Origin of the sequence: Dyadobacter linearis (assembly GCF_907165045.1) — a bacterium.
GTDB lineage: Bacteria > Bacteroidota > Bacteroidia > Cytophagales > Spirosomataceae > Dyadobacter > Dyadobacter linearis.
In genome coordinates, this window is sequence record NZ_CAJRAU010000005.1 from 1 (window position 1) to 22,069 (window position 22,069).

Below are 22,069 nucleotides of genomic sequence, written 5' to 3' on the forward strand. Positions count from 1 at the left end.
AACCCGTATAACTACCGCCATTCAAATAAGCCTTAACAAGCCTAAGCTTAAAATTCAAACTGTGTTTTTTGTAATTAACCATAAAAATGCCCCCAAGAAGTGTCTAACTTTTTGGGGGCAGTGCATTTTATGGGGCCGGCTCTTTTTGTTTTTAAGTTATATTGGCACGATCAATTTTACGCTAAATTCAAGCGTTATAGGGATTTCGGGGAAGATGTTTATTGTATGAAAAATTGGAAGTTTACTTTCTGGCTTTTATTTCTCTTTGCATTTAATGCTTCCTATGCTCAGTTAAGCATTTTGTCGCCGGTAAATAACCAGGTAATGCAGCGCGACGCGGCAGGTTTTGCCAATATCCCCATCACTGCTTATTCCTATCTTCCTTATTCCAATATTAAAGCAGTACTAACTCCTATTGAAGGTAATTTGCATTCAGGGAGGGAAATGAATGCAACGCCCGATCAGATCGCACAGGGATTTCTGAGCTTTACGTTTCAGGCTGAAAGCGGCTGGTACCAGCTCAAATTGATCGGAACAACGGAGGAGGGATTTACAGATTCCACAGTTATTGCGCGAGTCGGCGTGGGCGAGGTATTTATGGTAGCCGGCAATTCCAATGCGATGGGCCTGCCTGGTCTGGGAGCAAAAGATGCTTCCTCTAATGTAATCTCTTTTAATAAAACCAATAAAATACTAAACCGCGAAAACATCACCGTAGCGCCGAACCAGCCTTTGCCCGCACCGACATTTGAGGTATTGCGAAAAGAAAATTTCGTTTTTCCGAACGGTGAAACTTCCTGGTATTGGGGCGAGCTGGGCGACAGGCTCTCTGCCCGATGGAATTGCCCGGTACTGTTTTTCAACACCGCCTGGGCAGCCGCGAATTCGGAGAATTACCGCGACGCGGCGACGGGAAAAGATGCCTACAATCTGTATGTCGGGAAATTCTGGCCAAACCGGCAGCCTTACAGCAATATCGTGAACACACTCAAATACCTTACTGCTTCAACCGGCGTAAGAGCGGTGCTTTTTTCACATGGAGAGAACGACGCGCAGCTGGGATTTAACGAAACGAACTATTTCAATCACATCCGCACTTTGATCGCAAACAGCCGCATTGATGCAGGGTACAATGCTTCCTGGGTTCTGGCAAGAAATTCGGTCAGTAACCTGCTTCCAAACCCATATTTACCAGTACTGAATGCCCAAAACAGATTGACTGAAATTGCCGGGTTTAATGCATTCAAAGGGCCCTATCTGGATACAATTCAGATTCCGCGACCGGTTTCGGGACATTTTGAAAGTCTGCCTGGCGGTGTAGCTGGCCTCACGCTCGCTGCCGAAGCCTGGAACCGTAGTCTGGCCGATTCCCTTGTCGAAAAGCTAGCTCCTATTCTTCCGAAATACAGCATTCATACCGGCGTGGTCCCGGCACTCGCATTTCCCGGTGCTGCATTCACAATTCCTTATTTTATGGATGGAAATGCTGTTCCCAACCAGAATATCCAGGCCGAGCTGCTCGACAATGCAGGAAATTTTGTAGATACTTTGGCAACAAATAATGCAAATCCAATACAGATAAGTCTGCCGCGCGAACTGGGAAACGGCTATTACCGCATTCGATTAACCGGTACAAGCCCGACTCTGCCCGGCAGTGTTTCCGATTCTTTTTATGTGGATAAAAGCTATTCGCAGGTTGATTTTGTAAACAAACTGTCAGTCCGCCCAGCCGGGACCGCTATTTACGTTTCCTGGCTGCTTGCGGTTGATCCGCAGCTCCGGCAAGTGATATTGCAAAAGACGCGGGACGGGATCACTTACAGCGATCTGCAAACTTCTGACGTGTCACCAAATCAATCGCAGGTCTTCGGATATCGCGACATTGATCCGAATTCCGAGGCTAATTTTTACCGCCTGAAACTGTCTTATCAAAACGGGAGCGAAGCGTTTTCGAGGGTCATTACTTACTTCCGAAACGGTGGCCCGCCTGATTTCACAATTTTCCCAAACCCGGTAAACGGAAGTGAGTTCTACCTGAAAGCAACTGGCAACAAAGCAGATTACGCATTATTCGACATGGCCGGCCGAGAGCATCCAATCCGATTTTCAGACCGGGAAGTGATCGGTCTGATCACTATTAAACCAATTCATACGCTGCCCGCCGGAAGCTATATTTTGAAAGTTACTTCTGAAAGCGGGGTTGTTTCGAGGAGGGTTTTGGTGAAATGAAAAAAGGCAGAGAACCTAATCCCTGCCTTTGTCTATGCTTTATAGCTAGCTAACTCTATTCAAATAAATTTCCCAAACCTCCAATCACCGAACCGCTTTCTTTTCTTGCATTCGGTCCTGCTGCGGAAAGTCTTTGGATCAGTTTTGAGATCGGCATCGACTGGATCCAGCAGCGGCCGGTTCCTCTGAGCGTGGCCAGGAACATTCCTTCGCCGCCAAATACCATCGATTTCAAGCCGCCCGAACGTTGAATGTCAAAGCTGAGCGACTGCTCAAATGCAACTACGCAGCCGGTATCTACACGCAATGTTTCATTGTTCAGCTGGCGCTCCATTACTACGCCGCCCGCGTGCACGAATGCCATTCCGTCGCCTTTGATCTTTTGCAAAATAAATCCTTCCCCGCCAAATAAGCCCGATCCGAAACGCTGGTTGAAATGGATTTTCATACTTGTACCCATTGCCGCGCACAAAAATCCATCTTTCTGCACGATCAGCTCATTGCTGTAAATTTTGGAAAGGTCAATCGGCATTACAGTACCTGGGTAAGGCGCTGCGAATGCGACTTTCTTCTTCCCAACTCCGCGGTTAGTAAAATGCGTCATAAACAGCGATTCACCCGTGATCAAGCGCGTACCTGCCTGAAATATCTTGCCCATAATGCTTTGGTTAGCCTCAGAACCGTCACCCATTTTGGTTTCAAACTGGATACCGTCTTCCATAAAAAGCATGGCGCCGGCTTCCGCGATCACGGTTTCATTCGGGTCAAGCTCAATTTCAACGACCTGGATATCGTCGCCAATGATTTTGTAGTCGATTTCGTGTGAGATCATTTTTCGTAAAGGTTATCTGGTAAATTTTAGTCAAACATTGAAATCCCCTACTCCTCTTCTTCCTCCTCTTCGGAAGTTTTCTTCTTCGTCTTACGCGTTTTTCGTCCCGGAATATCCTCCCGGTCGCGCAGCTTTTTATCATCCACATTCTTGTTCAGGAACTCGTTAATCTTGTCCATGTCAAAGCTTGTGGTAATCTCACCGAAGGAATTGATCTGAATATCAAAACCATCGAGGTCTTTGTGCACCCGCGGTTTTTCCGGGACCGGTTTGGAAGGATCGTTTTGTTTCTTTTTAGCCATTTTGTTTAAAAAGCAACAGATACTCGCGTAATCTGGATTTCAATTTTTACGAAAATAATACCTAATAACCCGCTATCAATACAAATTGATTGTACGGTGATATAACTTCTATGCCAGCCTGATTTGCGCTGACAAACGGTTCAAAGCATCGTCCAGGCGTTTTACAACTTCATTTTTACCTAAGATCTCCATGATGATCATCAGGTCCGGGCCAGCTCCTGCGCCGGTAATAGCCAGGCGCAGTGCCTGCATTACCTTACCCATTTTCACGCCCATCGTTTCCAGCGTTGCAGCGATCAGTTCTTTGATCTCGTGAGCAGTAAATTCTCCCGGATAATCTGCTAATGCGTCACTCAATCCTGAAATCGCCTGTACAGCTTCTTCATTCCATTTTTTCAAAGCAACCTCCTGATCGTACGTTTCAGGAGCTATAAATAAAAAGAGCGACTCGCTCACAATCTCCCTCACAAAATGCACGCGATCTTTCAACAAATGTACGATCTGGGTAAGCTGACTATCCGAAACAGCCAGGCCTTTCGCAAGATAAAGCGCTCGTAATTCAGATATGATCGACTCTTCACTTAGTAGTTTGAGATACTGCTGATTGAACCAGTTCGCTTTCTGAATATCAAACCGCGCCCCCGCCTTGTGCACTCTTTCCAGACTGAATAACCTGATCAGTTCTTCCATACTGAACATTTCCTGCTCGGTACCCGCATTCCAGCCTAACAATGCAAGAAAGTTGGCAGTAGCTTCAGGCAAATAACCTTCTTCACGGAAACCTTTTGCCTTGTCACCTGTATTAGGATCGGTCCATTCCAGCGGGAATATCGGGAAACCACCCAGGTCTGCATCGCGTTTCGAAAGCTTTCCGTTTCCGTCGGGTTTGAGTAAAAGTGGCAAATGCGCAAACTGCGGCATTGTGCTTTCCCAGCCCAGGTAACGGTATAATAAAACGTGCAGCGGAGCCGATGGAAGCCATTCTTCTCCACGGATCACGTGGGTAATGCCCATTAAATGGTCGTCGACGATATTAGCTAAATGGTAAGTCGGCATTCCGTCCGATTTCAGCAATACCTTATCATCAATCTGCGATGAATGCACCACTACCCAGCCACGGATCATATCATTGAACCGGATCTCCTCCTTCGGACTGATCTTCATGCGGATCACATAAGGATCGCCGCTTTCGATTCTGGTTTTAGTTTCACCAAGAGGCAAAGTCAGCGAATTGGTCATTTCCATGCGGGTGATCGCATTGTATTGTGCCGCTGCTACCTTCGCCGCTTCGAGCCGCTTGCGCATTTCGTCCAGCTGCTCGGGGGTATCGAATGCATAATAAGCTTTCCCTTCCAGAACCAGCCTTTCAGCATATTCGCGGTAAATATCTTTTCTTTCCGATTGCTTGTAAGGAGCGTGCGGGCCGCCCTGCTGCGGGCCTTCGTCTATTTCTATTCCCAGCCAGGAAAGCGCCTCCAATATGTAAGCTTCGGCACCGGGCACAAAGCGGTTCTGATCAGTATCTTCAATACGGAGCAACATCTGCCCACCCTGCTGCCTGGCAAAGAGATAGTTATACAAGGCAGTACGCACTCCGCCCGCATGCAGCGGACCAGTAGGGCTAGGGGCAAATCGTACTCGAACGGGTTGATTGTTCATTTATTCAATTCTAAGATTTTTGACTTAATTTGGGACATTTGTTGTCATTGTTGTCATTTGTTGTCATTCGTTGTCATTTATGGTCATTTGTCGTCATTTGTTGTCTTGATAACTACTTTACAATAAACGACTACCCTTGACCATGAATGACATCCATTGTCATTTGTTATCACTTATGGTCACTTGTTGTTCTTAATGGTTACTAACAATAAATGACTACCATTGACCATGAATGACAAAATCTGACTTAACGTCAACTATACCTGTCCAACGTTATCCCTCCACCGCAACCACCGAAATTTCGACGTTCACGTCTTTTGGCAATTTGGCTACTTGTATGGTTTCGCGGGCTGGTGGGTTTTGGGTGAAAAAACTGCCGTAGATCTCGTTTACAGCGGCGAAATCGTTCATATCTTTTAAGAATATACTCGCTTTTACTACGTGCTGAAAGCCCATTTTTGCAGCACCCAGAATGTGCCCGATGTTTTGCATTACCACACCGGTTTCTGCTTTGATATCGCCGGATTGTGCGAGTTCAGCTGCGATCTGTCCGGAAACATACAGGGTACCATTCACTTTTACAGCCTGACTGTACGGACCGATCGGAGCCGGTGCTTTATCTGAGAATATAATTTCTTTTGCCATAAGTAATAAAGAGTTGATGCTGCGAAATTACCAAATAATGGCACGCAACAACTTTAACTAACCTGAAAAAGCGCTTTGAGCTCGGTCGCATCGGCAGCGTTCAACCTTCCGGCCAGTACCAGACGGAGCTGGCGACGGCGGAGTGCGCTCAGATGCAGGTCCTTTTCCTCGTCGGTTTCCGGTTCCAGCGCCGGTACTTCAATAGGCCGGCCGTTCTGGTCCACAGCTACGAATGTATAAAAGGCGCGATTGGTGCTAACGCGCTCACCAGCGGGAATATCCTCAGCCCACACTTCCAGAAACACTTCCATCGACGAACTGAATGCCCGGGTCACTTTCGCGCGCATGGTCACGATATTGCCCAGCCGGATCGGCTCGGTGAAGGAAACGTTATCCACAGAAGCAGTCACTACAATGCGGTTTGAATGCTTCTGGGCTGAAATTGCCGCACAGATATCCATCCAATGCAGCAGCCTCCCGCCCATCAGATTGTTTAAAGTATTGGTATCGTTGGGAAGGACCATTTCGGTCATGGTCACTTCCGATTGGTGCGGGTGCTTTGGTTTCAACATGTTGTTTTGGATAAATCTAAAATTTGGGACAGCGCGTCTTCTTCCGCTCCTTCGCCTCCGTGCGGTTTCCGATCAAATAGGCGGCGCGCACTTGTAAAAACAAATAGCTGTCCTTGCTTTTGGCACTTCCCCGGCTGAATCCCGGCTGCCGCGCCGGCTCCCCTATTTCCGGGGCCCGGTCAGAAAGTCGGCGCGCGAGGTCGCTCGACAGCTGATCAGGATTAGGATATACGGTGCTCACATCGTCCAGGTAATCTGAATTCATAAAGTTATTGCAAAGCTCCACCCCCAGGCTCAACCGATCGGTAGTTTTGAAAGATACGCCGATTCCTGCGGTAAAAACGAGAGGGAGCCTGTTGTACTTAACACCCTCGGTCGTCAACGGCGCCAGACTGTGCCAGGCTCCGTCGATTTCTGCTTTTGGATTTAATAAAGTAAAACCAATCCCGCCGATCAGATAAGGATTAACAGGAGCCTGGCGATTGAAAGAGAACAGGTCTGCTTTGATACCCAGATTGATATCCGGATTAAATGTCTTGAAAGAGAGGTTATTCTGGAAATTTTTCGAATACTGCTGATCTGCGGAAATCTTGTAAAATCTAAGCTCCCCGCGTGCGCTGAAATGCTCTGTGAGCCGGTATAATGCGCCCACCGAAATCGACGGACCGAGTCCCAGATGCTTCATGTTGACACCATCCTGCAAGTCGCCCATGTAATAGGCAACGCCCGCTCCTGCCGTAATGCTTAGATTCCCAAATGGGTTTACATATCGGTTCCCGAACTTCGACCTGCCCTGCGCATTCGCGTCGATGCAGGGATTAAATAAGATCAGGAAAAGTGCGGCTGCAATAATGTGGGCCAGTTTAATAGCGTTGCTTCTCATCCCCGAGGTAAATTGGTAATATCTCAACAAAGCTTTATTCCAACGATTTATAATAGTGCCAAATATATTACTCTTGCCTAAATAAGTTGACTTGTCGGTTGGGGGCACAACAAAAAAGCCGGACAGTGCCGGCTCCTTCCTTTTATCATGGTGAATTGAAAATCCTAGTTGCCCCGCTTCACGGAACTTGCGCCCGATGTGCTGGAATGAATGTCTTTCGCACCGCCGGAGTAGCGAACGCTGCTGGCGCCGGAAGCTTCTGCATGTACTGCATTGCTCGCGTAAACAGCCGCACTGCTTGCACCCGATGCGTCTATATTAACCTCTTTGGTCTGAAAATCACTTCCTTTAAAAGAAGAGGCTCCCGAAACTTCTCCGTCCAGCGTATCGCAGCTTCCGTTCAGAACGAGCGAAGACGCGCCCGATAGTTCCATGGTTACCTTCGTCGCTTTCAGGTCCATATTCACTTTTGATGCGCCGCTCACTTCGATTTCCATGGTTTTTACACCTGAGAAACCAGCAACATTCGCGGTACTTGCGCCAGAGAAGTCGATGCCTTGCAAGTTCGGCATTGTAATGCTTACGTTCACAGTTTTGCGGTTTTTAGACCAGCCATTTCCCCTGTAATACAGTTTTAGTTCACCTCCCGAAACGCGCGCTTCCAGGTCATTCAGATCTTCGCTGCGACCGGTTGCTGTTACACCAAAAGTACTTCCCTGCTTCACCTCCACTTTAAATGCGCTACCCATCGACAGCCTGTTGAAATTCGATACAGAGAATTTTTTGGATTCCTGTGCCTGAGCCGAAATTGTCATAGCGACCAGCAGGACGGCGGCGATATGGAAAATGAATGCCTTTTTCATAAGTTCAAATTAATTGGTTTGCCAAAAGATGATTGCTTTTTACTTAAAGTTGCACGCGTATCATTTACTGCTCAACATTAATTTTACTAGCTCCGCTTGCACGACGTTCCAGGTTAGGGATCCGCCCCAGGTCGACTTTCGAAGCGCCCGAAGCGTCAACATCGGCAGTCTGAATCGCCATTTCTGTGGCTGTTACCTTGCAGGCGCCGTGGGCGTCAAGCGAGGCGGTCTTGGCTGAACCTCTCAATGTGATCTTTGAAGCACCGCTCACTCCTACCGTCAGCTGGTCGGCTTCCACATTCACCTCCGATTTTGACGCACCGGAAATATCAACAGTCAACTTAGGCAAGCCTTTGAAACCGGATACCAGCGTTTTATTCGCTCCCGACAAATTCACAGCTTCAATGGTCGGCATCGTGATCACCAACCCTATTCTTTTCCAGTCGTTGCTGAAAAGGTTGAATTCTGCGGTACGCTTTACTTTTAATGTATTGCCTTCTACAAAAATTTTCAGATCATCGATATCACCCTGGTCTTGCGCATCGGCGGTTACATTGAACTCCGCCCCCTGGCGTACCACGATAGCATATGCTCCCCCGATATCTATTTTGTTAAAATCACTAACCGGAAACTGTTTAATATAAGTACCTCTTTCTCCCAGTTCAAGATCAGTGCTGTAATCGTTTTCAAAAGAATAGTCAGCGTCTTCATTACTATCTTCTTCGCTTTTGAGGAATTTGGCGGGCATATTGGTACAGATCAGGCCTGAATCGCGGCGCATTTCCCAGATCAGGTTATCCCATTTCACCTCATTGTTATTTAACTCATACCGTTCCATGATTTGCATTCCCGGCTCCCATTGATTTAAAGAATAGTAAAAATCGTGGGTCATGATGAAAGGTTTATTATAAGGCAGATTCAGCGTCAGGTCGATTCGCTGGTCACGGAAGCGGCCGTTATTTGCCAAGGTTGGTCCCTCGGTAAAAAGAAATACAGAATCTTTGATTTCCACATTGTAAACCAGCATTTCTGCATTGTGCTCCGCATCTTCGCGTGTTCTACCCCGGGCGTGCAGCGTTTTTATGATCTCAATACTATCTGTCGCATTCAATCCTGCCAGCCTTACATCTACGTCTACGTTTTCTTCGTCGTGGGTGTAATTATAATCGAGGGTTATTGTACCCGCAGGTATCGGGTAAAAAGCAGACTGTACTACCTCGCCACGTTTCGCGAAATTGCGCTGGTAAGAAACGCCACCGATCGTGCTGCCGATGATCCCTACGATCCAAAGTCCAAGCATAGTAAGCCAAACGGTTCCGGTCACGATCTTTTTGTTTGACAGCAAAGTAAGTCCAAGTATTAGAAAAGTTACCAGCGGAACAGCAGCTACCAGGATCCCTGACAAGATCAATATTTCAGGTAACTCTTTGAATATCAGAAAAGGAATCGGCAGATCGTCAAAATGTTCGATATTAGTAAGTCCCAGCGCCACGCCGCCTCCTATCACCAATGTCAGCAAGCCCATTACCGACATAGCGATCAGCAATGCGCCGATCAGGATCCGGATAATCGGGCCTAAACCCTTTAATAACTTCCCCAAAGCTGTGATTACCAAAGCGATAGCGCGGAAAGGAAACAGCAGGACTTTTGTCAGAATATGCTCCTCGCCCGTTTTTTCATCAAAATTCAAACCCTGTTTGATATTCGACTCGATATTGGAAAGCGTAATAGGCTCGCCCTGCATTTCCATTTTTTCAGTCAGCGTATTAGCCACCGGAGAAATTACCCACAGTACGATATAGATGATGATCCCGGTGCCGAAGAACAGAATGGAAAGCACCCAGAGAAATCTTACAACACCTAAATCGACCCCAAAATAAGAAGCTACCCCGGCAGCTACCCCACCAACTACTTTTCTGTCCGGATCACGAAAGAATTTCTTGATCTTGGTATCCTCTTCCAATGTCGAATTTCCGGGGAAAGCGACCCACATTGCAATATAAACCAGCACCATAAAGCCCGAAAACGGCCCGAATTCATCTTCCATATTCAGGTTCATCATCCCCGAACCGGCCGGCAGACCAACTACTGCGAACAAAAATGCAAGTCTGACCCAGATCGGATCAACGGTGAAATAATGCGCCAGACCAGCTGCAACCCCGCCGAGCAACTTGCGGCGAAGGTCCCGGTAAAGCTTTTTAGGGCCTGCCGGTTTTTCAGGTTCTGTTTTAGGAGGAACAAATGGAGGCACCTCCACTTTCGGGATATTTGTCTGCGTCGCCGTAGCTGTTTCAAGCGGATCGGCCAGAATATCCTCAGCCTGCTCGATGGCCTCAAAGTCGGCGACCGTTCCCATTGCGGCGATGAGTTCCTCTACATCAGTAAGCGAGATAACCTGCTTATTTTCAGTTTTTTGTTTATTGGTAAACCTTTCGGCAATGCGCCCTTCTATATCCGAAACGATTTCTTTACTGTCCGCAAACGAAGAGAAATATTTTTGGATGGAAGCCAGGTAGCTCTTCAATTTCTCGTACCCGTCTTCCTCTATATGGAAAATGATACCGCCTATATTTATGCTGATTGTCTTTTTCATGATTGAAATAATCGAATGTCTCTAAATGGTCAGTTAGGGTCAGGAAGATTGCCGGGATCTGCTTTACTCAGATCTTCTGTTCTCTTGATCACGGTTTGCACCGATGCGGCCAGTTCGAACCACGTGGCTTGCATAGCTTCCAGAAATACCTTCCCCTCATCCGTCAACACATAATATTTCCTTGGTGGGCCTGAGGAAGATTCCACCCATTTGTAGTCCAGCCAGCCTGAATTTTTCAATCGGGTTAAAAGAGGGTATAGTGTGCCTTCAACCACCATGATGTGAGCAGACGTCAGTTCATCCAGCATATCGGAGGCATACACTTCGCCCCGCGATATGATGTGCAGAATGCAGAATTCCAAAATTCCCTTCCGCATCTGCACTTGGGCATTTTCAATATTCATGAGGTTTCATGTGTTAATTAAATGAATAAGTTCATGGCTAATAGATTAGAATATCTGTTTCTAACAGAACAAAGGTATACACAGGTACTTTGCGATGCAAGGTACCATGTTAAAAAGATTGGCCGACTGTGAGGAATGGTTATTTTATTTGATAACCGGTAAAAAAACATGATTATGGAAAACAAACCCACCTTAGCAAACGAAAGCAACCGGCAGCCGCAACTGTATATCATTGCTGCAATGAGTGAAAACCGGGTAATTGGTAATCAAAACCACCTGCCCTGGCATTTGCCCGACGAGTGGAAAAATTTCAAAAAGATCACCGACGGGAAGCCCTTTTTAATGGGCAGAACGAGTTTTGAAGCGCCGGATGCATTGCATTCTTCTTATCGGAACGTGGTGCTTTCTTCCAGGGCGGCAAGTGAGGAAAAGTCGGATGTTGCGTATGTCAAAGATATTCCTGGCGCCCTTGCGTTACTTTCTGAGGAAACGGAAGTATTTGTATTAGGAGGAGCTGCTGTTTTTGAGCAAATGCTCCCGCTTGTCCAGAAGCTATATCTGACTATTGTTCACGCCGAGTTGGAAGGAGATGCTTATTTTCCGGTAATCAATCAAAACGAATGGGAGCTAGTCACGTCCGACTATCACGGGATCGACGACGAACATCAGTACTCCTTTTCGATGAATGTATACGAACGGAAAATGGCTGACTAACAGCTCGTTTTCCGTAATTCAATGCATAAATGCGTACACACTATTCTGCTGCTATTATGCTCCTGTTTTCCGCTGCAAGCGCAGCGACTGTTTGGAAATGAATGGATTAACTATCAGCAACAGTATTTCAGGATCCCGATCGCAGTAACGGGATTTTATCAGATCACCGCCCAGCAGATGCAAAGCGCCGGACTTCCGGTGCAGGATATTCCGGCAAATGCGTATCAGGTTTTCCGGGATGGAAAAGAAATAGCGATTGAAGTTTCAGGTCCGGAAACTGCCCCACTGGTTGAAAATGGCTATATCCGCTTTTTCGGACAGAAGAACGATGGTAAGCGGGATACTTCGCTTTATGTGTCGGCGGAAGCAATGCCTCACAGCTATTACAGCCTCTATTCGGACACTACCACTTACTTTTTAACCTGGAAAACGGACGAAACTACGGGTAGCAGAATTGCAAAATCACAGACCAGGATTACAAGCGATACTATTGCATTTCACCGTGCAGAAACGCTCCAACTATATCATTCTCACTACTTACCGGGTCGGTTTTATCCGGAAGGAACTCATTTCGATGGTACCGCAATATCGGAATACGACTTTGGGGAAGGCTGGACTGGACCGGAGATCAAAGAACATGTGACGCACGAGATTTCAGTTCCTACAGAAAATCCAACAGATAATCCTGAAATCGAGCTGGAACTCATGCTGGCTGGCTGGACGAGTGGCCAGCATTTGTTCGGAATTTATCTAAACCAAAATAATAAACAGCCAAAGAAACTATCGGACGTAAAATTTGAAAATTACGATTCGCACGAAGTGAACTTGTCCATAGAACGATCCGATCTGGATCACGATAAAACGCTCAGGATTTCGATCGTGCCTGTGGGTGCAGGCGGGCACATTTCTGTTTCTTATGTAAAGCTCAATTATCTGGAAAATAGCCGCTTCAAAGCCGGAGAAGATCAAAGGGTATTTCATTTTGATACAAAAAATAAAAACTGGAAATGCGCCGGAGCTGAGCAAGCGACGTTTTACGACTGTACAAATCCAGACCAGATCAAACAGCTCTTTACCCAAAATGACCTGATCGTAATTAATGCGGCAAGCAATGTGATCGGAGTAAAAGAATACCTTTCAGCTCCACCTATTTCAAAGATTAAAGTCCAGAAAATAGACCTTGATCTTGTTGATTATGTGATCATTACGCACCCATTCATGCGCATTCCTGTGGAAGGTACCGATCCTGTGAATGCGTACGCGGATTACAGAGCATCTGCGAAAGGCGGCAGCTACAAGCCTCTGATCTTGGACATTAATACCGTTTTCGATCAGTTTAACTATGGTCAGCGCGGACCGCAGGGTATTAAAAACGCGATCGCCTGGCTCAGTTCGAAGGGAAAGTTGAAGTTTGTGCTGCTAATAGGCAAATCCATTGATCCCCAAAAATCCCGGAAACTTAGTAATGCGGCTCAAATTGACATGGTCCCGAATGCAGGCTGGCCGGGCTCTGATGTAGCGCTTGTGATGAATGTAAAATCCTCTTCGCCAGGCTTAACGGTTCCAATTGGCAGGATCAGCGCCGTGAATTCGCAGCAGGTTTGGGATTATTTGCACAAGGTAAAGTCGCTCGAAGCGCAGCCTGTTTCTGCTGAATGGAGAAAAAATATCATTCATTTGAGCGGAGGCCGGTCGCGGCAAGAGTTGACTGTTTTCAAGGGGTATGTCAAAGGTTTTGAACAGAAACTGGCAGGCTCCACACTCGGCGCGAAAGTTCAGATGATCTCTAAGGAAACTGACGATCCGGTGGAGCATATTCCACTCTACAAGTCAGTGAACCAGGGTGCGGCGCTGGTCACGCTTTTCGGACATTCGGCGCCTGATGTGACAGATATTGATATTGGTTATGCAAGCGACGAAAAGAATAATTACAGCAACCACCCAAATTATCCTGCGGTGATCATCAACGGTTGTGCGGCTGGAAGTATCTTTTATTCGGATAAGACTCTGAGCAGCGACTGGCTGTTTTCGCCCGGCAATGGCGCTGTGCTTTTTCTGGCGCACACTTTCAATGGGGTTTCATCGGCATTGAAGAAGTATACCGACATTTTTTACGAGGTGCTGGCTGATTCCGCGTTTACGAGTCTGCCCTTTGGAGTAATTCAGCAGGAAGCGATCAGACGGAATATGGAACGTGCGCCGGATATTTATGACCGTGCAACCGTACAGCAAATGACGCTTCACGGCGACCCGGCAATACGGATTTTCCCCGCACGATTGCCCGATTATACATTTGATTCCACCTCTGTGACACTTTCCAGCCAGCTAAAATCCGCGGATAGTGTACTGATTCGTATCATAGTAAGAAATAACGGAAGACATTTACAGCAACCTTGCACGCTGTCAATCAAAAGATTAACGAGTGAAAATCAGTTGATTTACAGCCATACATTCCCGCTTGCAGCAATCGCTTTCGCGGATACCATTCTTTGCTATTTTCCCACCCAACCTTCCCTTTCCGGTAAGGATAGATTTGAATTTTATATTGACAAAGACAACCTGCTTCAGGAAGAAAATGAAACAAATAACATGCTTGTCTTACAATATGACCAGATAGCAGACTCAACTTACGAACGAGATCGGATTCCGCCGCTAGTAATCGTGCATATTGACGGCCGCCAGATCAATGACGGTGAAGCAGTTACCCCCGAAGCTCTTGTAAAAATTCAGCTTTTCGATGTCGATGCAAAAAATGCCCGCGCTGATACTTTTGGCATTTTGGTCTGGCTCAAACCAATTTGCGCCGGCTGCGTTGAGCGACGTTTATTCATGAGCAATGCGCAATTAAGAGATGATGGGCCCGGCCGCTTTTCCCTTGAAGTGAATTTGCCCAAAGAGTTACCGCCCGGAAAGTATTTGTTGACTGTCCGCGCGCGGGATGAACAAGGCAATTTTGCACCTGACTACCAGATCCATTTTTCGATCAGCAGCGAGCCCCGCGTTATTTCTGTTTCAGTGGACCCGAACCCTTCATCCCATGCATTCCATTTTCGAATATCGATTGACGGTAAAACGGCGCCGGAAAATCTGGACATTACTATTTCTAATGCAGCAGGCAAACCTGTACATTCAATTCTATATAAGCCGCACTTGGGACTGAACGATCTGTTTTGGCTGCCTGAAAACCTGCCGCCCGGAATCTACATTTACAAAATTTCCACAAGCGAGCCGTCACTTTCACTTTCCCCGGAGTCGCCTGGCTGGGAGAGTGGGCGATTATTATGGTTTCCATAAAGATTTCTTTCGACAAAAACTTCTTATTTTTGTCCTTTACATAAATGATTCATTGTCTTGAAAGAATACGGTAGTAACGTACAAAAGCTTGCCGAACACATTGTTAGGATGGAGGATAAGGCAAAACGCAATCTATACGCGCACATCCTCATCGAATTAATGCGGCAGATACACCCGAACATGCGGGATAATCAGGATTACACCAACAAGTTGTGGGATGATCTGTACATTATTTCCGGTTTCGAGCTCGACGTAGACAGCCCATTCCCGCCACCTTCCGCAGAAGCACTTGGCAAAAAGCCGCTTAAAGTGGGCTACAATCAGCAAAACCTGACTTACCGTCACTACGGAAAGAATATTGAACTGCTGCTCGAAAAGGCCATTCAAACTGAAAACAAAGAAGATAAGCTGGCATTCGTCTCGTATATTTTCAGACTGATGCGGTCGTTTTTTAATGCCTGGAATAAAGACAACCCCGAAGACAGTGTATTGCTGGGCCAACTCGAACAGTTGAGCAAAGGCGCGCTGGCGGAGGAAATTGAGTATATCAGGCAAAATGGTCCGGTGGATGCTGCACCGAAAGACCGCAACAATAATGGCGGCGGACAAGAAAGAAATCGTGGCAATCACCAGGGCGGAGGCTTCAAAGCACAAGCTAACCACAATCCTGAAAGACAGGGAGGCAACAATAACCAGGGTAACAACCCTAATCGCAACCGACCAAGCAAATTCTCCGGCCGCAACGGTAACAATAACCGCAATAACCGCAAGAAATCCGGGATCTAAATTCCGGATTTGAAATGTATTCTTCAACTGCCAATACCAATCATGGCTTCATTTAAAATAACCGGAGACAGACGTCTCAAGGGAGAGATTGTACCTCAGGGCGCCAAAAACGAGGCGCTTCAAATAATCTGTGCGGTACTGCTCACCAAAGAACCTGTTACTATTCATAATATCCCAAATATCAGGGACGTCAATCAGCTGATTAATTTGCTCGGCGAGTTGGGTGTCAAGTGTACCCGGCTGAGCGAAAGCTCCACGCGCTTTGAAGCGGATGATATCAATCTAGACTACCTGGAATCAGATTCATTTCGTCAGAAAGCAGCCGCTCTTCGTGGCTCGGTGATGCTCCTGGGCCCAATGCTCGCACGTTTCAGAAAGGGACGTATTCCACGTCCGGGCGGAGATAAAATTGGTCGCAGAAGATTGGATACCCACTTTTTGGGTTTTGAAAAGCTTGGCGCACAGTTCAGTTACGACGAAGAAGACGGTGGATTTTATAAAGTCGATGCAGCTAATCTGAAAGGCACTTATATGCTTTTGGATGAAGCGTCGGTAACCGGAACGGCGAACGTATTAATGGCCGCAGTAATGGCAGAAGGTACCACTACGATCTATAATGCGGCCTGCGAGCCCTATTTACAGCAGCTTTGTAAAATGCTGAACAGAATGGGCGCGAAAATTTCGGGTATCGCCTCTAATTTACTCGTCGTGGAAGGAGTTACCGAACTGAAAGGAACGGAACACACCATGCTGCCGGATATGATCGAAATCGGCAGTTTCATCGGTTTGGCAGCGATGACGCAATCGGAGATCACCATCAAAAATTGCCAGATTCCTCAATTAGGAATTATTCCTGACGTTTTTCAGCGTTTGGGTATTCAAATGGAGTATCGCGGAGATGATATTTTTATTCCCGCACAGGAAAATTACCGCATTGAAAACTACCTCGACGGATCCACATTATCTGTCGCCGACGCTCCCTGGCCAGGCTTTACACCTGATCTGCTGAGCATCATATTGGTAACCGCCACGCAAGCGCAGGGAACGGTATTGATTCACCAGAAAATGTTCGAAAGCCGATTGTTCTTTGTGGATAAACTCATCGAAATGGGCGCTCAGATCATTCTTTGCGACCCGCACAGAGCCACTGTGATCGGTCATAATCGAGAGACGCAATTAAGAGGAATCAGAATGACTTCACCGGATATTCGCGCCGGAGTAGCATTGTTGATCGCTGCAATGTCGGCAAAAGGTATAAGTATTATTGACAACATCGAGCAGATCGACCGCGGGTATCAGAATATCGATACAAGGTTGAATGCAATCGGCGCGGAGATTGTGAGGTTGTAGGTGGCTGTTAGGTATTAGCTTTTAGCAGTCAGCTTTAGCTAATACCTAACACCTAAAAGCCAAAAAGCTACCTACTTCTTCTTCCCATAACTACACTTCCCATTATCTGCCTTTACGTAATAGGATTTGTAATTGGTAGCTTTCGGATCCATGCAACCTATTAATTCCAGCACTTCTACTTTCCGGAATTCGACAGGGTGACTTTCGCTTTGCAGTGATATGGAACCGTGGTCGAGCAATTTTCCTTCAATCATTAGCGACGGATCATTTCCACTCACATTTCCTCCTCCCAGCTGCGGCTTGTTATATTCCAGCACTTTTTCGCCATTAATAAAATGCTGAATCAATGAATCGCCCAGAACTAGTACCTCGGCTTTTACCCACTGATCACCATTGTAGGTTTTGGATGTAGAATTGATGCAATGTTGGGTGATCAATTTTCCATTCATAACTACATTAGTTCCTGGCGTACAGAGGTTACAGGTTGTCCGCACTTTGTCGTTTCCACCGAGTAATTGAACTTCTATTGACGCCGGGAAATCCTGGTCTTTCCCCATTGTAGCAGCGGGTTGTCCATGTACCATTATCCCACTATTGCGCCACGCCCAGCCTTCACCTTTTGGCGCCTGCTCGCCCACAAAACGATATTCCACTGCTATCCGGTAGTACGAAAAATCGCCTTTGTAGAAGATATGACCATATTTCTGTTTGAAATCATCGTATTGATCATAGCGCACCACCATTTTTCCATCTTCAACGCGGAAAGTGTTTTTGTAGTTATCATTTAAATCATAACCCCGAATTTTAATGTCCCATCCATCGAGATTCTTTCCGTTAAAAAGTTGCTTCCATTCTTCTTTATCCGCCGGCTTTTGTGCGGATACCGAGAGCCAGAGCAGGCTGAAAAGCATTGTCAATTGTAATTTCATGTTGGGTATGCAGGTTTATAATTAATGTGTTGGCCGGATTTTTTAGCATAGATTTCCGGTGGCTTTGCCGGGTAAATATAGTTACTTCATGTTTATCATAATCCCGCCCATTGATTACATTTTTCAGATTTCATGAGCCTGCCTAAAAAAGAGAAAATATCGATATTCTGGCTTCGCCGCGATCTGCGGCTACACGACAACGCTGGGCTTTATTACGCATTGAAATCTGATCACCCGGTTGTACCGCTGTTTATTTTTGATAAAAATATCCTCGACGATCTCGCCAACAAACAAGATCCGCGCATATCCTTTATCTATCAGGCAATTGAAAACATCCGAAAGGAGCTGCGCGCGCACGATGCCGATATATTGGTCGAATATGGATTTCCTTTGAAAGTATGGAAGCAGCTCAGCGACCAGTACGATATTGCCGAGGTGTATACCAACACCGATTACGAACCTTACGCGACCGAGCGGGACAGGGAAGTATTCAATATTATAAAACAAAAAGGTACTGTTTTCAAAACGTGTAAAGACCAGGTCATTTTTGAAAAACAGGAAATACTTTCGGGTAAAGGTTCACCATACACGGTATTCACACCTTACAGCCGCGCGTGGCGGGAGAAGGTCAACGATTTTTATCTCTCTTCCTACCCTACCAAAAAATACTTCAAGAACCTGCTGAAATGGAGTGGCCCAAAGATGCCATCTATAGAAGAAATGGGTTTCGAAGCTTCGGACTTCGATTTTCCTCCGCACGAAATAAGTGAAACTTTGATGGAAGAATATGCCAAAGCGCGGGACTTTCCGGGAATGGATGCAACCAGCCGCATTGGTATTCATTTGCGTTTCGGGACTGTCAGTATCCGGCAGCTGGTTCGGAAAGCCAGTGAACACAGTAATGTTTATTTGAATGAGCTGATATGGCGCGAATTCTATCAGCAGATCCTGTCCAATTTCCCTGACGTAGGGCGAGGAAAAGCATTTAAAAGTGCTTATGACGATATTAAATGGCGCTACGACAATGAGCAGTTTAAGAAATGGTGCGAAGGAAATACAGGATACCCGCTCGTTGATGCTGGAATGCGCCAGCTGAATGCGATCGGATTTATGCATAACCGCGTCAGAATGGTCACGGCGAGCTTTTTGGCCAAGCACTTGCTTATTAACTGGCGACTGGGCGAGGAGTATTTTGCTGAGAAACTGTTAGACTACGATCTCGCTGCCAATAATGGCGGCTGGCAATGGGCTGTCGGATCGGGAACGGATGCAGCGCCTTATTTCCGGATCTTTAATCCTACTGCGCAGGCTGAGAAATTTGACCCGAAAGGTGAATATATCAAACGGTGGGTCCCGGAGATCGGGACTGACGCATATCCTGAACCGATGGTCGATCACAAAATGGCGCGGGAGCGTTGCCTGAAAGCTTACAAGGAGGCGCTGGATAAGTAACCCCCTTTTTTATTTTCCCCCTGCAATCACAACGATCATATCTTCCGGCTTTAGATACAGATTAGCCATTTCCAGCACATCTTCGCTTGTAACAGCTTGTATCTTGTCAATATAATGGTTGAAAAAGTCTGCGGGCAAACTGTCGAGAAGTAATACTTTCTGTCGGTCGGCTACTTCAAATGCTGTATTGAGGGAACCTGCAAATTCTCCGGCCATAAAGTTTTTTACGGTAGTAAGTTCCTCTTCTCCAATGCGTTCCGTTTGCAGCTTTGTGATCTCCTTCTTAATTTCTTCAATAGTTAGTTCGGTAAATTCCTTCTTCACGTCCGTCCCGATCATAAAGTAACCTGCATTGCGCAATGTGGCAACGTGAGAGGAAATCCCATAGGTAAGTCCTTTTTCTTCGCGAATATTCTTCATCAGTCTTGAACCGAAATAGCCTCCCAGGATTTCGTTTGTAACCAGCATTTTAAAGTAATCTTCGTGATGGCGGTTAAACAACACCCTACCCATTCTGATCGAGGACTGCACAGCGTCCGGTTTCTCGATCACAGCTTCCTGTCCCTGATAGGCAGACTTTACAATGAATGCAGGCTTAGCTTGGTGCGGCCCGATCTGGCTTTTACCCAGTGTATCATTGATCAGCGTAATATCGGCTTCCTCAACCTGACCGGCTAATACTACTGTAAACCTTCCGTTTTTAATAAACTGATTATAATGCTGGCGGATCGCGTCGAATGAAAGCTGTTCAATATTATCCTCATCCTGACTTTGTCCGTAAGGGTGCTCGGTACCGAAAAGGCGCGCCCGGAATTCAGTAGTGGCCAGATAGGCGTTCTTTTCTTTGTTGACTTTCAGATTTTGAAGGGTAATATTCCTGAGTTCTTCGAGTTCTTTTTCCGGGATCGTAGCATGCTGAATCAGCTGGCTAACCAGCGGCAACACTTCCGGCAAAAACCTGGAAAGGCAATAGACGACGATTCCTATACGATCGGACGTATGCATCATTTCTGTGAATGCGCCCAGGCGATCGAAAGCCTCACTTATCTCTCCCGAATTGAGCCGACTTGTACCTTCGGAGAGCATTTTAATAGCAAAATACGACGCTCCGATTTGCTTCTCGTACCAATTTCCAGCTTCGAAAATACATTCAATGCGAATTACCGGCTGCTCTCCAATATTGATCACATGCAGGAGAATACCATTTTCAAGCGTGTGCGTTTGAGCTTCCGGTAGGTTAATTGAACTGATTAATTTGAAATCTGGGGCGATGGAGCGATCGAGTTGCATTGCAGGGTAGTAAAATAAAAAAACGAATGACGTTGCAATAACGCCATTCGTTTCGAAATAATTAAATATAATAACTCTTAGTTCTCAGTGTCGTTTACGTCCAGTCTCTCTGCTTTATTCAGTGCCAGAGAAAGGGTAATACGAAGTGTATTTGCTAACGGGCTTCCCTGAGTTACCGGGAAAAGGTAAGCGAAATCAACCGCATATCTGTCCATAAAGCGCAGTCCTGCACCGGCAGTGAAGAACTTGTTCCCATTTTTATATTTGTTTTCACCGTGGTAACCAGCTCTTAAAGCGAAGATATCATTGTACCAGTATTCAGCTCCTGCCGAAATTGCAATTTCCTGCATTTCTTCCTTGAATCCGTCTGGTGCATCAGAGAATGAGCCAAATACACCTTTCAGTAATGGTCTTGCATTGTAGTCTGTTCCGTCTGGTGTCGGTACCATCAACTTGTAGGCGTCAACAATGAAGTTGAACCTGTTCCTGCCATCGCCTGTGAAGGACAACCCTGCACCTACGCGAAGGTTAGTTGGAATAAAGTTCTCAGTATCAGTTCCTGCGCCATAATTGATCTTACCTCCCAGATTGGAAAGTACAGCTCCCAAAGACCAGGTAAGATCGCTGCCGCTATCTTCATTCTTAATTTGCTTTCTATAATAAGCACTGATATCACCCGCCGCAGAACGTGCCGGGCTGATTGACGCTCCGTTGATCACTGCGACACCGGCCAGGTTGGAGGAGATATATTTCAAAGTCAAACCCATTGAAAAGTTTCTACCCAACTGACGTGAATAGGTACCATTAATCGCCAGCTCCCTTGAATTGAAGTAACCCATTTGAGTACCAACCGCGTCACGAAGATCAAGTTCCCCGTTGTTGAAATAGTTGACGGACAAAGCCACAGCCTGGTTATCCCCTAATTTTTTGTAAGCTGACAGATATCCCAGCCACATATCATCTACCAGATTCCTCAGCCAGGGTGTGTAAGAAGCAGAAATTCCAAAATCTTTGGTATTGTAAGGAAGCTTGGCAGCATTCCAGTAAGTCGAATTTGCGTCGGGACTTAATGCTACTCCGGCTTCTCCCATCGCGGCACTTCTTGCGTCAGGTGCAAATGTTAAAAATGTTAGTGGTGAAGCGGGAACTCTGGCTGAGTCAAGTTGTGCAGAAACTGAGCCTAGTGTGAGAATGGATAATAGGGAAAAAGTACCAAAAAAAAGTTTCATAGAAATTGGATTTGCGATAGGAAGTGCTTTGGATCAGCTTCTT

General features: G+C 46.3%; 18 protein-coding genes. 6 read left to right on the plus strand and 12 right to left on the minus strand.

The features are described from left to right. Positions 1–225 precede the first annotated feature (225 nt). Complete coding sequence (locus KOD92_RS16975; RefSeq protein ID WP_215234792.1) at positions 226–2,229, plus strand: T9SS type A sorting domain-containing protein; 2,004 nt, start codon at positions 226–228, stop codon at positions 2,227–2,229. Positions 2,230–2,284: 55 nt separating this feature from the next. Here the strand turns inward: KOD92_RS16975 and KOD92_RS16980 are convergent, their stop codons facing one another. From KOD92_RS16980 to KOD92_RS17020, 9 genes are all read right to left on the minus strand, one after another. Then, positions 2,285–3,061: a TIGR00266 family protein gene (locus KOD92_RS16980; protein WP_215234793.1), complete on the minus strand. Its 777-nt coding sequence runs from the start codon at positions 3,059–3,061 to the stop codon at positions 2,285–2,287. Between the two features lie 47 nt (positions 3,062–3,108). After that, on the minus strand, positions 3,109–3,363 hold the full coding sequence (locus KOD92_RS16985) for a hypothetical protein (RefSeq protein ID WP_215234794.1): 255 nt from the start codon (positions 3,361–3,363) through the stop codon (positions 3,109–3,111). Positions 3,364–3,471: 108 nt separating this feature from the next. Further along, positions 3,472–5,022: a glutamate--tRNA ligase gene (gene gltX / locus KOD92_RS16990; RefSeq protein ID WP_215234795.1), complete on the minus strand. Its 1,551-nt coding sequence runs from the start codon at positions 5,020–5,022 to the stop codon at positions 3,472–3,474. A gap of 273 nt (positions 5,023–5,295) precedes the next feature. Then, the gene (locus KOD92_RS16995; RefSeq protein WP_215234796.1) at positions 5,296–5,667 is read right to left on the minus strand and encodes a Rid family detoxifying hydrolase; all 372 of its coding nucleotides are present in this window, start codon (positions 5,665–5,667) and stop codon (positions 5,296–5,298) included. Positions 5,668–5,720: 53 nt separating this feature from the next. Then, entirely contained in the window at positions 5,721–6,239 is a 519-nt protein-coding gene (locus KOD92_RS17000; RefSeq protein ID WP_215234797.1) for an acyl-CoA thioesterase, read from the minus strand. 16 nt (positions 6,240–6,255) lie between these two features. Further along, positions 6,256–7,122, minus strand: coding sequence for an outer membrane beta-barrel protein (locus tag KOD92_RS17005; protein WP_215234798.1), 867 nt, complete (start codon positions 7,120–7,122; stop codon positions 6,256–6,258). Between the two features lie 164 nt (positions 7,123–7,286). After that, complete coding sequence (locus tag KOD92_RS17010) at positions 7,287–7,985, minus strand: head GIN domain-containing protein (RefSeq protein ID WP_215234799.1); 699 nt, start codon at positions 7,983–7,985, stop codon at positions 7,287–7,289. A 64-nt stretch (positions 7,986–8,049) separates the two neighbouring features. Then, positions 8,050–10,578, minus strand: a complete 2,529-nt coding sequence (locus KOD92_RS17015; RefSeq protein ID WP_215234800.1) for a PspC domain-containing protein — start codon at positions 10,576–10,578, stop codon at positions 8,050–8,052. 29 nt (positions 10,579–10,607) lie between these two features. Next, positions 10,608–10,982: a PadR family transcriptional regulator gene (locus tag KOD92_RS17020; RefSeq protein ID WP_215234801.1), complete on the minus strand. Its 375-nt coding sequence runs from the start codon at positions 10,980–10,982 to the stop codon at positions 10,608–10,610. Between the two features lie 174 nt (positions 10,983–11,156). Here KOD92_RS17020 and KOD92_RS17025 point away from each other — a divergent pair, with 174 nt between their 5' ends. From KOD92_RS17025 to murA, 4 genes are read left to right on the plus strand one after another with little or no spacing between them, the layout of a single operon-like run. Next, positions 11,157–11,696 carry a dihydrofolate reductase gene (locus tag KOD92_RS17025; protein ID WP_215234802.1) on the plus strand — a complete coding sequence of 180 codons (540 nt, stop codon included), beginning with the start codon at positions 11,157–11,159 and terminating at the stop codon, positions 11,694–11,696. Between the two features lie 21 nt (positions 11,697–11,717). Next, positions 11,718–14,990 carry a putative type IX secretion system sortase PorU2 gene (porU2, locus tag KOD92_RS17030; RefSeq protein ID WP_229254722.1) on the plus strand — a complete coding sequence of 1,091 codons (3,273 nt, stop codon included), beginning with the start codon at positions 11,718–11,720 and terminating at the stop codon, positions 14,988–14,990. 57 nt (positions 14,991–15,047) lie between these two features. After that, the gene (locus tag KOD92_RS17035) at positions 15,048–15,776 is read left to right on the plus strand and encodes a DUF4290 domain-containing protein (protein ID WP_215234803.1); all 729 of its coding nucleotides are present in this window, start codon (positions 15,048–15,050) and stop codon (positions 15,774–15,776) included. A 42-nt stretch (positions 15,777–15,818) separates the two neighbouring features. After that, positions 15,819–17,126: a UDP-N-acetylglucosamine 1-carboxyvinyltransferase gene (murA, locus tag KOD92_RS17040; protein ID WP_215234804.1), complete on the plus strand. Its 1,308-nt coding sequence runs from the start codon at positions 15,819–15,821 to the stop codon at positions 17,124–17,126. 71 nt (positions 17,127–17,197) lie between these two features. On the opposite strand, the gene KOD92_RS17045 is transcribed toward murA, so the two are convergent. Beyond that, a complete protein-coding gene (locus KOD92_RS17045) occupies positions 17,198–18,055 on the minus strand; it encodes a 3-keto-disaccharide hydrolase (RefSeq protein WP_215234805.1) in 858 nt (285 codons plus the stop codon). Positions 18,056–18,187: 132 nt separating this feature from the next. On the opposite strand from KOD92_RS17045, the gene KOD92_RS17050 reads away from it, so the two are divergent. Continuing rightward, the gene (locus KOD92_RS17050) at positions 18,188–19,507 is read left to right on the plus strand and encodes a cryptochrome/photolyase family protein (RefSeq protein WP_215234806.1); all 1,320 of its coding nucleotides are present in this window, start codon (positions 18,188–18,190) and stop codon (positions 19,505–19,507) included. Between the two features lie 9 nt (positions 19,508–19,516). Here the strand turns inward: KOD92_RS17050 and KOD92_RS17055 are convergent, their stop codons facing one another. Both KOD92_RS17055 and porV read right to left on the minus strand, forming a co-directional pair. After that, on the minus strand, positions 19,517–20,797 hold the full coding sequence (locus KOD92_RS17055; RefSeq protein WP_215234807.1) for a M16 family metallopeptidase: 1,281 nt from the start codon (positions 20,795–20,797) through the stop codon (positions 19,517–19,519). Between the two features lie 77 nt (positions 20,798–20,874). After that, entirely contained in the window at positions 20,875–22,026 is a 1,152-nt protein-coding gene (gene porV, locus KOD92_RS17060; protein ID WP_215234808.1) for a type IX secretion system outer membrane channel protein PorV, read from the minus strand. Between the last annotated feature and the right edge of the window lie 43 nt (positions 22,027–22,069).

Excerpts from the sequence above, each read along its gene's own strand:
- KOD92_RS17010 (WP_215234799.1), bottom strand. The coding sequence starts at position 7,985 with ATGAAAAAGGCATTCATTTTCCATATCGCCGCCGTCCTGCTGGTCGCT.
- KOD92_RS17025 (WP_215234802.1), top strand. The coding sequence starts at position 11,157 with ATGGAAAACAAACCCACCTTAGCAAACGAAAGCAACCGGCAGCCGCAA.
- porV (WP_215234808.1), bottom strand. The coding sequence starts at position 22,026 with ATGAAACTTTTTTTTGGTACTTTTTCCCTATTATCCATTCTCACACTA.
- KOD92_RS17020 (WP_215234801.1), bottom strand. The coding sequence starts at position 10,982 with ATGAATATTGAAAATGCCCAAGTGCAGATGCGGAAGGGAATTTTGGAA.
- KOD92_RS17045 (WP_215234805.1), bottom strand. The coding sequence starts at position 18,055 with ATGAAATTACAATTGACAATGCTTTTCAGCCTGCTCTGGCTCTCGGTA.
- KOD92_RS17055 (WP_215234807.1), bottom strand. The coding sequence starts at position 20,797 with ATGCAACTCGATCGCTCCATCGCCCCAGATTTCAAATTAATCAGTTCA.
- KOD92_RS16995 (WP_215234796.1), bottom strand. The coding sequence starts at position 5,667 with ATGGCAAAAGAAATTATATTCTCAGATAAAGCACCGGCTCCGATCGGT.
- KOD92_RS17005 (WP_215234798.1), bottom strand. The coding sequence starts at position 7,122 with ATGAGAAGCAACGCTATTAAACTGGCCCACATTATTGCAGCCGCACTT.
- KOD92_RS16985 (WP_215234794.1), bottom strand. The coding sequence starts at position 3,363 with ATGGCTAAAAAGAAACAAAACGATCCTTCCAAACCGGTCCCGGAAAAA.
- KOD92_RS16975 (WP_215234792.1), top strand. The coding sequence starts at position 226 with ATGAAAAATTGGAAGTTTACTTTCTGGCTTTTATTTCTCTTTGCATTT.
- KOD92_RS17000 (WP_215234797.1), bottom strand. The coding sequence starts at position 6,239 with ATGTTGAAACCAAAGCACCCGCACCAATCGGAAGTGACCATGACCGAA.
- KOD92_RS17050 (WP_215234806.1), top strand. The coding sequence starts at position 18,188 with ATGAGCCTGCCTAAAAAAGAGAAAATATCGATATTCTGGCTTCGCCGC.
- porU2 (WP_229254722.1), top strand. The coding sequence starts at position 11,718 with ATGCATAAATGCGTACACACTATTCTGCTGCTATTATGCTCCTGTTTT.
- murA (WP_215234804.1), top strand. The coding sequence starts at position 15,819 with ATGGCTTCATTTAAAATAACCGGAGACAGACGTCTCAAGGGAGAGATT.
- KOD92_RS17015 (WP_215234800.1), bottom strand. The coding sequence starts at position 10,578 with ATGAAAAAGACAATCAGCATAAATATAGGCGGTATCATTTTCCATATA.
- KOD92_RS16980 (WP_215234793.1), bottom strand. The coding sequence starts at position 3,061 with ATGATCTCACACGAAATCGACTACAAAATCATTGGCGACGATATCCAG.
- gltX (WP_215234795.1), bottom strand. The coding sequence starts at position 5,022 with ATGAACAATCAACCCGTTCGAGTACGATTTGCCCCTAGCCCTACTGGT.